At 66.5% G+C, this 13224-nt stretch carries 16 protein-coding genes; 7 read left to right on the top strand and 9 right to left on the bottom strand.

What is annotated here, in order from left to right:
* Window positions 1-127 precede the first annotated feature (127 nt).
* The 3 genes from AB0M22_RS31275 (at window position 128) to AB0M22_RS31265 (ending at window position 1799) form a co-directional block, all read left to right on the top strand.
* Complete coding sequence (locus tag AB0M22_RS31275; protein ID WP_364734558.1) at window positions 128-919, top strand: ferritin-like domain-containing protein; 792 nt, start codon at window positions 128-130, stop codon at window positions 917-919.
* Between the two features lie 93 nt (window positions 920-1012).
* A complete protein-coding gene (locus AB0M22_RS31270) occupies window positions 1013-1351 on the top strand; it encodes a hypothetical protein (protein ID WP_364734556.1) in 339 nt (112 codons plus the stop codon).
* A 193-nt stretch (window positions 1352-1544) separates the two neighbouring features.
* A complete protein-coding gene (locus AB0M22_RS31265; protein WP_364734554.1) occupies window positions 1545-1799 on the top strand; it encodes a hypothetical protein in 255 nt (84 codons plus the stop codon).
* On the opposite strand, the gene AB0M22_RS31260 is transcribed toward AB0M22_RS31265, so the two are convergent.
* The 3 genes from AB0M22_RS31260 to abc-f all read right to left on the bottom strand — a co-directional run bounded on the left by AB0M22_RS31260 (window position 1796) and on the right by abc-f (window position 5113).
* Window positions 1796-2647: a macrolide family glycosyltransferase gene (locus AB0M22_RS31260; RefSeq protein WP_364735143.1), complete on the bottom strand. Its 852-nt coding sequence runs from the start codon at window positions 2645-2647 to the stop codon at window positions 1796-1798. The genes AB0M22_RS31265 and AB0M22_RS31260 overlap by 4 nt on opposite strands.
* Window positions 2648-2814: 167 nt before the next feature.
* On the bottom strand, window positions 2815-3423 hold the full coding sequence (locus tag AB0M22_RS31255) for a CatB-related O-acetyltransferase (protein WP_364735141.1): 609 nt from the start codon (window positions 3421-3423) through the stop codon (window positions 2815-2817).
* A gap of 82 nt (window positions 3424-3505) precedes the next feature.
* The gene (abc-f, locus tag AB0M22_RS31250) at window positions 3506-5113 is read right to left on the bottom strand and encodes a ribosomal protection-like ABC-F family protein (RefSeq protein ID WP_364734552.1); all 1608 of its coding nucleotides are present in this window, start codon (window positions 5111-5113) and stop codon (window positions 3506-3508) included.
* A gap of 159 nt (window positions 5114-5272) precedes the next feature.
* Between abc-f and AB0M22_RS31245 the strand changes: the two genes are divergently transcribed.
* Window positions 5273-5887, top strand: coding sequence for a TetR/AcrR family transcriptional regulator (locus AB0M22_RS31245; protein WP_364734550.1), 615 nt, complete (start codon window positions 5273-5275; stop codon window positions 5885-5887).
* Window positions 5888-5896: 9 nt separating this feature from the next.
* Here AB0M22_RS31245 and AB0M22_RS31240 read toward each other — a convergent pair whose 3' ends face one another.
* Window positions 5897-6793 (bottom strand): NAD(P)H-binding protein, encoded by an 897-nt coding sequence (locus AB0M22_RS31240; protein ID WP_364734548.1) that lies wholly within the window; start codon window positions 6791-6793, stop codon window positions 5897-5899.
* 68 nt (window positions 6794-6861) lie between these two features.
* On the opposite strand from AB0M22_RS31240, the gene AB0M22_RS31235 reads away from it, so the two are divergent.
* Entirely contained in the window at window positions 6862-7686 is an 825-nt protein-coding gene (locus AB0M22_RS31235) for a LysR family transcriptional regulator (RefSeq protein WP_364734546.1), read from the top strand.
* 15 nt (window positions 7687-7701) lie between these two features.
* Here AB0M22_RS31235 and AB0M22_RS31230 read toward each other — a convergent pair whose 3' ends face one another.
* Window positions 7702-8508 (bottom strand): MerR family transcriptional regulator, encoded by an 807-nt coding sequence (locus tag AB0M22_RS31230; protein WP_364734544.1) that lies wholly within the window; start codon window positions 8506-8508, stop codon window positions 7702-7704.
* A 30-nt stretch (window positions 8509-8538) separates the two neighbouring features.
* Window positions 8539-9354, bottom strand: coding sequence for an alpha/beta hydrolase (locus AB0M22_RS31225; protein WP_364734542.1), 816 nt, complete (start codon window positions 9352-9354; stop codon window positions 8539-8541).
* A gap of 179 nt (window positions 9355-9533) precedes the next feature.
* Here AB0M22_RS31225 and AB0M22_RS31220 point away from each other — a divergent pair, with 179 nt between their 5' ends.
* The gene (locus AB0M22_RS31220; protein ID WP_364734540.1) at window positions 9534-10469 is read left to right on the top strand and encodes a helix-turn-helix transcriptional regulator; all 936 of its coding nucleotides are present in this window, start codon (window positions 9534-9536) and stop codon (window positions 10467-10469) included.
* Between the two features lie 9 nt (window positions 10470-10478).
* Here AB0M22_RS31220 and AB0M22_RS31215 read toward each other — a convergent pair whose 3' ends face one another.
* From AB0M22_RS31215 to AB0M22_RS31205, 3 genes are all read right to left on the bottom strand, one after another.
* Entirely contained in the window at window positions 10479-11177 is a 699-nt protein-coding gene (locus AB0M22_RS31215) for a Scr1 family TA system antitoxin-like transcriptional regulator (RefSeq protein ID WP_364734538.1), read from the bottom strand.
* On the bottom strand, window positions 11174-11311 hold the full coding sequence (locus AB0M22_RS31210) for a DUF6879 family protein (protein ID WP_364734536.1): 138 nt from the start codon (window positions 11309-11311) through the stop codon (window positions 11174-11176). The genes AB0M22_RS31215 and AB0M22_RS31210 overlap by 4 nt, the downstream gene beginning before the upstream one ends.
* A gap of 532 nt (window positions 11312-11843) precedes the next feature.
* Complete coding sequence (locus tag AB0M22_RS31205; protein ID WP_364734534.1) at window positions 11844-12773, bottom strand: LysR family transcriptional regulator; 930 nt, start codon at window positions 12771-12773, stop codon at window positions 11844-11846.
* 111 nt (window positions 12774-12884) lie between these two features.
* On the opposite strand from AB0M22_RS31205, the gene fdxA reads away from it, so the two are divergent.
* Window positions 12885-13220 (top strand): ferredoxin, encoded by a 336-nt coding sequence (gene fdxA / locus AB0M22_RS31200; protein WP_364734532.1) that lies wholly within the window; start codon window positions 12885-12887, stop codon window positions 13218-13220.
* The last annotated feature ends 4 nt before the right edge of the window (window positions 13221-13224 follow it).

Below are 13224 nucleotides of genomic sequence, written 5' to 3'. Positions count from 1 at the left end.
CGGATTCTCTCTGCACAGGATCTCCACGTTCGACGCCAGGAACCTGCACAACCCTTGTCTAGGTTTGCCTGCACGGGGCAACCCGGAAGCCCGCCGTCGCGGCGGGCCGACGAGTACGGAGGTCGGTATGCAGGATGTGGACGAATTCTCCCGGTGGGTGGCCGAATTCGAGGCGAAGCAGGTCGCGCGGGTCGCGACGGGGGATCCGGATTGGGCGCGGGGAGCGAATCTCGATGCGGCCGTGGCGCGCAGCGTGCAACGGTTCCAGGTCGGCGAGAGCGGGGACGGGGCGAATCTGATCGCCAAGGCCGAGGCCGCCGGTGATCCGCAATACACCGCCGCGGTGCGATTGTTCGTCGCCGAGGAAATCAATCATGCGCGGATGCTGGAGTTGCTGCTGAATGCCGGTGCGTGGCAAACCATTCGCGCGCATTGGAGTGACGTGGTGTTCGTCCGGCTTCGGCGGGCTCTGGGTTTGCGGCTGGAATTGATGGTGCTGATGGTCGCCGAGGTGGTCGCGCTGCGTTATTACCGCGCCTTGCGCGACGGCACCGACGATGCGTTGACCACGCGGGTCGCCGGGTTGATCCTGAACGACGAATTGCGGCATGTGCCATTTCACTGCCACCGGTTGCGGGTCGCGTTCGCCGGTTCGTCCCGCGCGGCCCGGTTGATTCCGGTGTTGCTGTGGTGGGTCGTGTTGATCGGCGCGACGGTGGTGGTCGCCGCCGACCACGGGCCCGCGCTGCGGCGATTGGGCGTCAGCCGAAGCGGATTCGTGCTCGATGTGATCGCGTTGTTCAAAGTAATTGTGCCGACCGCCGTTTCGGGCAATTCGGTCACGGTGACCGGTGGCGGGCCGGTTCCGCTGCGGGCGGCGCTCGGTTTGGCGAGGCCGGTAACCGGGTCGCGGTCCTGATCGGCAGGTCAAGCGCTTGCTTCACTGAACGAGATGCCCCGTCGCGCACCGGTTTTGGTTCATCAGTCGGTCCCATCTGGCAGGGTGTCAGGTGTGACCGAGTTCAGCGACAGGGGCAAGCTGATGTACCTGGTCGAAATCTCCGAAGGCGACCGAGGGAGCACGCTGTGGTGGCAGGTGACCAATACCGGTGGCGCCGCGCAGGTGGCGGCGGCATTGGTCGAGATGGCGGTACGTCTGGAACTCGAGTTGCCATACCACCCGAGTGAGGTCCGCTGCTGGTATCGCTACGAAGTGAGCTGGCCGGACGGGGCGATATTGGAAGGGTTCGAGGGTGCGGTCGAACCTTTGCTCATCCCGGACGACCTACGTGCGCTCGCCCGCTCGGTAATCGCGGTAACCGTTCGTGATCGGCGACGCCGAACCGAATAGGCGATCCCCGCTTTGCATCCCATCATCGGATGAATGGGACTACCTTGCCTGGGCGGCCAGGTAGTCCGTCGCGCAAACTACAGGTAATCGGTACTCGTGCTGGGTCGCGGCGACCGGTGGATGCTGACTCCTGCTCGATACTTTGTAGCTGGAGGTGCCCGCCGTGGCCGCTTTATGGATTCGCACGCGCCGAATGACGCTGCCCAACACATTCCGAAATATCAACGACCTGAAGGCGAGCATCGTGCCCGTGCTGGTCCAGAACGCGTTCAGTCACGTCGTGAACACCGACGGTGAGGTGGCCGGAGACCGAGGTCCGATCCGCCTCTCCGTCGGGTATCTCCCCATCGCCGGCCGCGACTTCTACCAACAGATCATTGCCGCCGGCGACAACGCGGACGTCACCTTGGCCGTCGTCGAGGACATCCAGCGGCAGATATCCATTTAGCGCCGGGACTGTGCAACGTATTTCTCGATAAGGTCGGCTGCGCGGCGGGTGCCGCCTTCGGCCTGGGTGTCGAGGCGTAGTCGAGCAGACCGCTCGGCTACCGCTGGATCGGTGGTGATGTCGATCAAGGCCGCTCGTAGGTTTTGGGCGGTGGCTATGCGCCGGGCCACTCCGAGTTCGACGAGTTTGTCGGCGTTCATGAATTGTTCGGCGCCCTGGGGTACGGCGATCATCGGGACGCCGGCCAGCAGTCCTTCGCCGCAGCCACCCATTCCGGCGTGGGTGACGAAGGCGTCGGCCTGTTCCAGGATCGTTCGTTGCGGAACCCAGGAGTGCACTTCGATATTGGGTGGGATGTCGCCGAGTTCTGTTGGGGCGGTGTACTTTCCGATCTGGAGGATGACGTGCCAGCCGGGGAGGTTGCCGTAGGCCTGGAGGCATTGGCGGTAGAACTCCGGTTGGCGGGTGTAGGCCGAGCCGAGGGAGATCAAGAGGACCTTGCCTGCTGGACGGGCCCAGCTCTCCGCTGCGCTGTGTGGATTGAAGCAGGGGCCGACGAATGTCACTGTGTCGACGTCGGTTTCGTCGGCGTGTGGTTGCATCGCCCGGGGGATCAAGGCCAGCGCTCGGTCCGGCATGCCGGAGAAGGCGTCCACGTCGGTGGTGGTCGTCTCGCAGTCGGCAAGCCATCGCGTGAACTTCGTTCGGTAGGCCGTCGCGCCCGGCAGCTGCCGAATGTGTGCTGCCACATCCTGTTCGTAGCTTTTCCACGCCACGAACGACGGCGACAACTGCACGATCGGACGACGCTGCGCTTCGGCGAGCGCCCGCCCGGCGTAGGCGCCGATGTCGTACAGGTAGAGGTCCGCGGGGTCGTCGTCGTAGGCGGCGCGATGGCCGCGCGATGGCCGCGCGCCACCAGCTCACGGATGATCGCCAGGCTCGGCAGGACATGACTGACGATCGGGATACCGACCATCGCGATATGGGTTGGGGGAGTGCGCATAGAGGTCCCTCATTTCAGTTCTGCGGCCGCAGCTTCGAGGTCGGCGATGTTGCCCGACATGATGTTCCGTACGTGGGCGGTGATGTGCTCGACGGGCCACTCCCACCAGGCCACCGCGAGCAGCCGGGCAATGTCGTTGTCGTCGTAGCGAGTTCGGATGAGCCGGGCCGGATTACCGCCGACGATGCCGTAATCGGGCACATCGCCGGTGACCACGGAGCCGGTGCTGATGATCGCGCCGTGGCCGATTCGCACGCCGGGCATCACCGTTACCCCGTTGCCGAACCAGACGTCGTTGCCGACGACGGTGTCGCCGCGGTTCGGCAGGCCGGTGAGCAGGTCGAAGTGCTCGGTCCACGAGCCGCCCATGGTGGGGAACGGGAACGTCGACGGGCCGTCCATGCGGTGATTGGCCCCGTTCATGATGAACCGGGTCCCGGTGCCGAGGGCACAGAACTTGCCGATGATCAGCTTCTCCGGCCCGTAGTGGTACAGCACGTTTCGGGTTTCGAACGCGGTCGCGTCGTCCGGGTCGTCGTAGTAGGAGAACTCGCCGACTTCGATCAGGGGCGAGGTGAGCAGCGGCTTCAGCAACACCACGCGCGGCTGGCCGGCCATCGGGTGCAGCACGGTCGGGTCTGCGGGAACAGCGTCGGGCACGGCGAATCTCCTTCGGTGCGTGGGTGATCGGGATCGAGCGTCAGACGGAGGCGGATGCTCGCAGGTCGAGATGGGCGCCGCGCCAACGCGAACGCAGCCGGCGGTCGTGGCTGACGATCACGAGGGCGCCCGGATAGTCGGCCAGGGCGTTTTCGAGATCCTCGACCAGGCCGGGCGATAGGTGGTTGGTCGGCTCGTCGAGCAACAGCACATCGACGGGCTCGATAACCAACCGCGCCAAGGCAAGTCGTTGCCGCTGCCCGGTGGACAGGTCGGCCACGCGCGTCGTCAGCTGGGCACGGTCGAACAGGCCGAGCGACATCAGCCGTTCGGCATGCTGATCGGATTCGCCCGAGCGTCCACGGGCGAAGGCGGCCAGCAACGTGTCTCCGGGTTCGGCGGTCAGCGGTTCCTGCGCGAGGTAACCGACTTTGCCGCCACGGGTAACCGTGCCGCTGTCCGGCGCAATCCGACCCGCCAGCACGCGCAGCAGGGTCGTCTTACCCGCACCGTTCGGCCCGGTGATCAGCAGCCGCTCGCCCGCGGCGACGGTGAGACTGGTCCGCTCGAGCCGGCCCGATACCGCGATGTCGGTGGCGTCGAGCATGATTCCGCGCGCTCGGCCGGCCCGCAGGCTCGGCGCGAAACGCAGCGGTTCCGGCGGCGCCGGCACCGGGTCCGCGAGCAGCCGGCGCAATCGTTCCTCGGCATTGCGAACCCGGCTGGCCAACGACTGCTGCACCCGCCCACCGGCCCGGTCGTAGGCCATCTTGTTGTTGTCCTTCATCGCCCGGCCCGGAGCGACCTGACGGGCCGTCGTGGCGGCGGTCTCGCGGAGTTGGCCGATGTCGTTCTGCCACTGGGCGTAGGCCTGCACCCACCGCTGACGTGCGGCCGCCTTCTCGGTCAGGAATCCGGCATAACCGTTGCCGTAGCGGATGATTCGCCGCCGGTCCGCGTCGACCTCGAGCAGGCTCGTCGCGACCCGCTCGAGGAAGGCCCGGTCGTGGGAGACCGTCACCGTGGTACCGCGACGGGTGCGCAGGTGGTCTTCCAGCCAGGTCAGGGCGTCGTCATCGAGATGGTTGGTCGGCTCGTCGAGCAGCAACACCTCGGATCCCGCCGCCAGTACGGAGGCCAGCCGCAGCCGGACCTGCTCGCCACCGGACAATCCGTCGACCGTGCGCTCGCGGTCGACCAGGCCCAACCCGAGTCCGTGCAGCGCACGCTCTACCCGGGCGTCGGCGTCGTAACCGCCGCGAAGTTCGAAAACCGTGGTCAGCTCGCCGTATTCGGCCAGCCCGGACTCGTCGCCGGCCGCCATCGCGACCTCGATGCGCCGCATCCGGTGTTCGATCGAGCGTAGTTCGCTCAGCGCGCGGTCGATGACCTGCTGGACCGTCATCCGCGGCGGCAACTGCTCGTCTTGCGCGAGATAGCCGACGCCACCGTCGGCCTGCACGACGATTTCGCCGTCGTCGGGCACTTCCCGCCCGGCGAACATGCGCAGCAGGGTGGTCTTGCCGGAACCGTTCTCGCCGATGATTCCGGTGCGCTCACCAGCGGCGAGCGAACAGCTCACCTCGTCGAGAACGAGCCGGCCGTTGAAGGACTTGCTGACCGCGAGCGCGGTGATCTGGGTTGGCATATGCACACTCCGAAGCATTCGAGGACGACGCGGTGATCGAGGACCGCAGGGCCGGGTGAACACTTCGAATGAGCATCGGCATAACCTCACTTAGTGCGACAACTGTCGCATTAAGATAGCGCTACCGTCCCACCCCGTCAAGCAATCGGATGCCCGACCATGAATTCCGCACCGTCCCCCGACCAGCTCCGGCCCCGGCCGGGCGGTCGCACCGCCCGAATCCGCGATCAGGTCCTCGACGCCGTCCGCGCGGAGTTGACCGAACACGGTTATGACGCGCTCACCGTCGACGCGGTCGCCGCGCGCGCCGGGGTGCACCGCACCACGGTGTACCGCCGCTGGCGTGACGTCGGCGGCCTGATTACCGACGTCTTCGCCGCGGCGAGCGACATGGAGTGGCACCCCCGGGACACCGGCACGCTGCGCGGCGACCTGGCCGCACTCAATCAGGAGATCCAGGATTCCTTGACCGAGGAATCATCCATCGCTGTTGCGCTGATTGCGGTTTCGTTCCGCTCGGCGGAGGCCGCGGGTGCGCTGCGGAGTCTGTGGGAGGACCGCTACGCGCAATCCGAGATCATCATCGAGCGGGCGATCGGCCGCGGGGAACTCGCACCGCACATCGACGCGCGTGCCCTACTGGTCGCCGCGACCGCCCCGCTCTACCACCAGTTGGTGCTGCTGCGCACCCCGCCCGACCCACAACTCGCCAACCACGCGGCGGCTACCGCCACACTCGCCGCGCAGGCCGGTGCCTTCGACAACCCGGCCTGACCTAGAGGTTCACCTCTGGACGGCCGGTTTCAGCGCCACCTCGCACCACTCGCGGAAGGTTGTCGGACTCGCGGTCTCCGGGGTGCGCTCGACATCGTTGTCGAGTCCGTCGTCCTTGGCGCGCATCATGTCGACGAGGCCCGTCACGAACGCGTCGCTGCTGCCGTATCCGGTCGCCGCGGCGCGGAAGTCGTCGACCGATTGCCGTTCGTAGCGCACCGGGCGGCCGAGCACGTCGGACATGATGCGGGCCAGGTCGTTCGACGAGAGATCCTCCGGGCCGAGCACCGGAACCTCGCCGAACCCGGTCCACGATCGGTCCAGCAGCAGTCCGGCGGCGGCCGCGGCGATGTCGCAGGTGGCGGTCGTCGGCGCTTTGTGGTCGGGGTCGACGATATCGGTGAATACTCCGTTGTCGCGGATCGAAACCACTTGCCGCAGTAGATTATCCATGAACGACGGGTTCGCCAGCGCCCGGTAGGCCACGCCGGTGCCTGCGATGAGGTCGTCCATGGCCAGTGATGCGGTGACGTGCCCGGCGTGGGCGGCCACGGGGGTGCCGCGGCCGAGTGCCGAGACGCCGACGACGTGTCCGATTCCGTTGGCGGTGAACGCTTTTGCGGCGGGGCGGGTGAATTCGGTGAACGCGGCGTCCAGGCTCGGTGCCCGCGGGTTCGGCGGAATCAGCCAGAAGACGGCGTCCGCGCCGGTGCAGGCCCGGTCGACGACCTCGGCGTCGCCGTGCGAGCCGGTCACGACGTCGACGCGGGCCCGGACCGCGGCGGGGAGCTTCGCGGGGTCGCGCGCGATGACGCGCAGTTCCTCAGTGCGAGTGGAGTTTTCGTCGAGCAGGAGGTGCAGCAGGTGGCTGCCGATATTGCTGGTCGGCGCGGTGATGACGATCATGGTTCGAGTCTCGGGCCGGCTACCCGGTGCCGTCCAATACCCTTCCCGACAATTGATACCCTAAAGGTATGGATCTCGATCTGCGCAAACTCCGCTACTTCGTGGTGGTGGCCGAGCAGCGGCACTTCGGCCGGGCGGCCGAACAGCTCTACATCGCCCAGCCCGTGCTCAGCCGGCAGATCCGGGCGTTCGAGCAGGAACTGGCCTGCACCTTGTTCGTGCGGAGCACCCGCAGCGTGGAGTTGACCGCCGCCGGACGGCAGCTCTACGAGGATGCGCAGGGGATTCTCGCGACGGTCGACGCGGCGGTGCGGCGGGTGCACGACGTCGAGCGGGATGTCCGGCGGATCGTGGTCGCCTTCTCCGCGGGATTGCATGTGTCCGAAGCGATTCGGGCGTTTGCCGAGCGCCATCCGGAGGTGGTGACCGACGTGATCCCGGCGCGCTGGTGGGATCCGGCCGCGCCGCTGCGGGACGGGCGGGCCCAGATCGGTTACCTGCGAAGGCCGTTCGACGATTCGGGGTTGCGCGCCATCCCGATCGGGCGCGAGTCCCGGGTCGCCTGCATGCCCGTGACACATCCGCTGGCGCCACGTCCCGAGCTCACCCTCGCCGACCTCGACCACCAACAGATGCTCGACGTACCGACCAGGCGAACGGGCTCACTGGAGGAGAAGTTCGAACTCATCGCCTCCGGGCGAGGAATCGCGCTCCTCCCGCTGACCGTCGCCGTCTCCTACGCCCGCCCCGACCTCGTCCACGTCCCGGTCACCGACGCCGAGCAAATCGAGACGTGCCTGGTCGTTGCCGCCGACCGGCGCGACAAGGTGCTGCGCGACTTCCTGGAGATCGCCACCGCGACGCTGCGGGCAAAAGGCGCTGCGGCCCTTTAGAACACGCGGCTCGGCTTATCGGGGTTCTCCTGCATCGGATCGCGGCGGAAGGTCCGGCTGCGCGATTCGTTCGAGCTTGGTCCAGCCGGTCCAGCCGCGTTCGTTGAGCAGTTCGATGAGCCGGCGGGCCGGGGGTGCGGTATCGAATGTCAGGGTGTCGAGCAGTTCGGCCAGGGATGGTTCGATGGCGCCACCGACGTAGTCCTCGCCCTGTTCGTCGGCCAGTTGCGTGAGGTAGGCGGCGATCTTGTCGACCAGCTCGATGAGGAGGGGGTCGCTGTCGGTCTGGTCGAGGGCTCGGCTCAGGGTGAGATAGAAGTCGCTGAGCGGCCGGTGGGTGATCTGTTCGCGTTTGCGGGCGATCAGCTCCGGGACGCGCTCGGGTGCGTGGGCGGCGAGGGGGATCCAGCCGTCGCGTTCGACCTGGACGATGCGTTCGTCTACGCCGAGCGCCCGCAGGTGATCGAGAAACTCGACCACCGCGGGCGGTAACGCGAGGCTGTCTCCGGCGGCGAGGCGGGCGATCCGCTCGCGGTGCTGTTGTCTTTGCCGGATCTCCGCCCGTAACCGCTTGTCGATCTCCGCGACCGCCGCGGCGAGCTCGTCCGCGTCGGCTTCGAGCAGCTCGTGCACGCGCGCCAGCGGGACCCCGGCTTCGGCGAGCGTGCGGATCTTGATCAGCTCGACAACCGCGGCGGCGTTGTACCTCCGATAGCCGGCGTGGTCCCGATCAGGTTCGGGCAGTAGACCTTTGGCGTGATAGTGCCGAATCGCGCGCACCGTTACTCCGGCATAGGACGCCAGTTCGCCGATGGTCAGCATCGGACCAGTCTTTCGGGAAACGGAAGCCGCTCAATCGGTCCGGGCATGTGCGCTCCGGATGATCTGGGCGATTTCTCGAGCGTGGGTGATGACCAGGGCGTGCGTGGCAGCGAGCGAGGTGCTGGAGATGTCCGGCCGTTCGCGGAGGAGCCGGTCGAAGCCGGCTTGCCAGAGGCGATTGTGGCGCGGTGCCCGGCCCTCGGCGTTGTCGCTCGCCATTGACGCCGCCTGGATCAGGTGGATCGGGCAGTCGATCTTCCGGTAGCGGTCCAGGATTCCGGGTCCGACCACGTCGATGTCGAGGTCGATGCCGGATCGGAGCACGTCCAGTTCGAGGTTGAGGGCGAGGATTTCCGGTGCGGTGAGCAGCACCTGGCTCGGGGTGCCCCTCTTGGTCATCTGCGTCGTGTACTCCCACAGCGCACGGAATTCCGGCAGGTCAGCCGCGGTGATGAAGGGTGCGGGTATCGGGTTCGCGCCGTCGATGACCACGAGTTCGCCGACGGTGCCGGGATGTTCGGCGGCGTAGTGCACGATCAAGTCGGCGCCGTAGGAGTGGCCGGCGAGCATCGGCGCGGGCAGATCGAGCGCCGCCAGTACCGCGGCGAGATCGTCGAGGAACTCCGCGAAGGAGTATCGGTCGGCCGCCGACGAAAGACCGTGCCCGCGCAGGTCGAAGCTCAGCACGTCGAAGTCGCGCCGCAGTAGCTCGATGAGTTCGTGCAGCTCCGCTTGTGTCGAGGTCAGGCCAGGACAGAGCACCAGCGGTGCCCCCTCGCCACCGCGCGACACCGGGATCGAGACGCCCGCCCGGCGGACGGTGAACTGGTCGGTATCTATGTTCATGCCGCCCATATTGGACGATTGACCCAGCGTCAGGGTCAACCCATGAATCTGTATTGTTGCGGCGCAGTTCGATTGATCTGGCGGGATTGGGCGATACCATCGAAATGGACGGGGTGTAGTTCGCGGCGGTAACGTCCGCGGCTCCCGCCGGTCGACTTCCAAGTTCGGAGAAGAAGCTCATGGTCGCAGAAGCGCGTCGGATCAGCGTCGACTCGAGTGTCGCGGAACGCGGCCCGACGGCGCTCCGAATCGCGGTCGGCGGCCAATTGCGCAAGCTGCGCGAGGCCTGCGGTATCACGCCGCAAGCCGCAGGCGAACACATTCGCGGCTCACACGCCAAGATCAGCCGGCTCGAACTCGGCCGGACCGGGTACAAGGAACGCGACGTCGTCGACCTGCTGAATCTGTACGGGGTCATCGACGATGAGCAGCGCACGATGTTCCTCGACCTGGCCCGCAAGGCCAACGAACCCGGCTGGTGGCATCGCTACAACGACCTGCTGCCGGCCTGGTTCGAGACCTACCTCGGCTTGGAAGGCGCCGCGCGCACCATCAGAACCTTTGAGGGCCAACTGGTTCCGGGCCTGCTGCAAACCGAGGACTACGCCACCGCGGTCGTCGCCGTGGCCTACGAGAACTCGGAGATGGCGCGCCACTTCGAGCAACGTAATCAGCACCAGAGCATGGACCTGCAAGCCGCCCGCCGCGTCGAGCTGCGTACCGAACGCCAGAAGATCCTGAACGTGCGCGGCGGCCCGACCCTGTGGGCCGTCCTCGACGAGGCCGTCCTGCACCGCCCCGTCGGCGGCCCGAAAGTGCTGCGCGCGCAACTCGAACACCTCGTGGAGATGTCGAACAAGCCGCACGTCACCATCCAGGTCCTGTCCTACCGCTCCGGCGGCAACGCCGCCGCGGGCAGCTCCTTCACCATGCTCCGCTTCGCCGAAGCAGAACTCCCCGACATCGTCTACCTCGAACAACTCACCACCGCCCTCTACCTGGATCGCCGCGAAGACCTCCACCTCTACCGAGAAGTGATGGACCGCCTGGCCGTCCAAGCCGAAACCCCCACCGCCTCCCGCATTTTGATGATGGAAGCGGCAGCCAGACTGTAATTCCGCACCTCACCGCCTGCGCCTGTCGATTTCGGTCCTGAGCAGTATTCGTGCTGCGTCACCTGTCATGGACTGACGGGCCAGGATGTCGAATGCCTTGCCATAGAGGGCGATCTCACGTGGCTGGGTCACCTTCAGCTCTGCGGAGACGCCCACGTCGTTGCCGGCTACACCGGTCGCCAGCGCTTGCGCGCCCATCAGGATGTGGAATCGTCGGCTCCCGTGATACAGAATTTGTTGTCGCTGAAGCCGTTTCGCGATCCCATCGTCGAGATCTTCTGGGATTCCGTAGAAGTCGATAGCCTGTCGCAAAATCGCCTCGGCGTATTCGGCGGTTTGCAGCAGGCCGGGCACGACATACGGCTGATAGATCCGCATCAGCTTCGTTCGCTCGGCAAGCTTTGTCAGCGTGTGTTGTCCTCGCCGGGTGCCCGCGCTGAGGATGCGCCGCCACTCCACATATGCGCTGTCGATATTGCGGACCGTGGCGAGCAGATCCGGAAGTTGTTCGGGTGTGCCGAGGATGTCGCAGTAGGTTCGAAGATCGGACTCCGAGGGTGGGCGGGTGCCGTGCTCGAGTTTCGATACCTTCGATTCATGCCAGCTGGCAAGTTCGGCGAGGTTGCGCCCGGACATGCCGGCGGCTCGGCGTAGCTCCCGAAGCCGTTGCCCGAGCGCCTCCCTTGCTTCTTGGAGACTTCCGGTCACTTCACCGTCTGGGTAGCAGCGTTGGTCACGTACTCGGCGTACGGTGTCGCGAGAGTCCAGAGGCGTTGTCTGACGGACCGGCAGTACGCAACCAGTCCAGGATCGGTCGATATCGCCACACCCGCCGACTTCATTCGATCATCGACCAAGATGCGGTATCTCGACCGTGCCGTGCCGGCCGGTCCGCCAGCCCTGAACGACGTATCCCCGTTCGGTTACGTACAGGCTCGGGCACTCGTTCACCTGTGAGCCGCCCTTGCCGAGGAATGTAAGGCACATGGTCCTGCCCCCTGTTCGGCGATCTGCGCCGATTGGCGGCGCACAATCATGGTCCTGCTCCGGGCAAAGGTTTCGCTACATATTCGTCCAATCTGGGAAAGTTCGGCCAAGTTGTAGACCGCGTGGATCGACGTTTCATACCGTCGTGATCAGTGCTCGGAGCTGGAAGGTATTCCGTCTGAGTCCGGCCAACGACGAAGAGGAGTCGAGATGACTTGGCGTACAAGGCTTGTGAACTTCCCTGGCGGCATGCTCGAGATTCGTGATTACGGAGAAGCGTCCAGTACCGATGACGACGCGGATGACGACGGGCCATCCCCGCTTCTCTTGCCGGACCAGCCGTCCGTGATGGCCGACGGGGCATGATCCGGGAGGGCCTCGGCAGAGCTAGTGCCTGCGGGTGCGGGCGGATTCTATGCGGGCGGCGAGGTCTACGAGGTCGGCGGCGGGGCCGTTGGGTGGGGTGCGGCGGTGCCAGATGGCGCGGAATTTGCGGGTGAGGGGGAGGGTGGTGGCCAGGGGGACTTCGTGGAGGGTGCCTGCGCGGAGTTCGTGGGCGACGATGAGGCGGCTGACCACGGCGGGGGCGGCGCCGCTGCGGGCGGTGGTGAGAATTGCTGCGGCGGAACCTAGTTCGGCTGCGGGGTGGGCGGGGGTGGTGTGGATTTCGAGGGCTTCCCAGACCGTGTCGCGGGTGCCGGAACCCTTCTCGCGCCACAGGAGTGGGGTGTCGGCGAGTTCGCGCGGGGTTATCGGGCGGCGGCGGGTGGCCCAGGGGTGGGTGGGGGCGACGACCACGACGAGTTCGTCGGTGGCGAGGATGCGGGTGCCCAATCCGGTTGGGGGATGGGGGCCTTCGACGAAGCCGAGTTCGGCTTCGCGGTCGCGGACGGCCGCGGTCACCTGGCGGGAGTTCGCAACGTCCAGTGCCACTGCGAGTTCCGGGTGAATGTTGCGTAGTGCGTTGAGCCAGTGCGGAATTCGATGGTCGGCAATGGTTGTCGAGGCCATGACGCGCAGGCTCGGCCGGGTGGCGCGGTGCAGGTCCGCGACGCCGTCGGTGAGCGCGCGTGCGGAGGCGAGCACCGGGCGGGCGAGTTCGACGACGGTGTGACCGGCGTCGGTCAGTGACGAGCCGGTGGGTCCGCGGTCGAGCAGCCGCAGGTGTAAGCGCCGTTCCAGCGCGCTGAGTCGCATGCCGGCGGCGGGCTGGCTGATGCCGTGGCGGCGGGCGGCCGCGCCGAGGCTGCCCAACTCCGCCACCGAAACGAGCAGGTCGAGCACCTCGAGGTCAGGCGTCCCCGGCGGCAAGGTCATAAGGACAGCTTATGAGGTGATGCGCTGTGGACCTCTACTTGCGCACGTCGGCGGGCATAAGGATCAGACGTATCCCGGCCGGTGGGTCGAGAACGACAGAGGAGAAACACTGTGACGTATGTGATCGGCGCGGCCTGCGTGGACGTCCTGGACAAGGCCTGCATCGAGGAGTGCCCGATCGACTGCATCTTCGTCGGCGACCGCATGGCCTACATCCAGCCCGACGAATGCGTCGACTGCCAGGCCTGCGAACCGGTGTGCCCGGTCGAGGCGATCTACTTCGAGGACGACATTCCCGCCGGGCAGGAGCAGTTCGTCATCGAGAACGCACGCTTCTTCGCCGAGCCGCTACCCGGCCGGACCACCCCACTCGGGCACCCGGGCGGCGGCACCGTGGTCGGTTCGCTGGGCGTCGACACGGTCTACGTGCAGGAATATCAGCCCTGAGGTA

It is taken from the genome of Nocardia sp. NPDC051756 (assembly GCF_040681495.1).
Taxonomy (GTDB): domain Bacteria; phylum Actinomycetota; class Actinomycetes; order Mycobacteriales; family Mycobacteriaceae; genus Nocardia.
The sequence above is the reverse complement of the archived record's forward strand: the minus strand, read 5'-3'. Positions and strand labels throughout refer to the sequence as shown.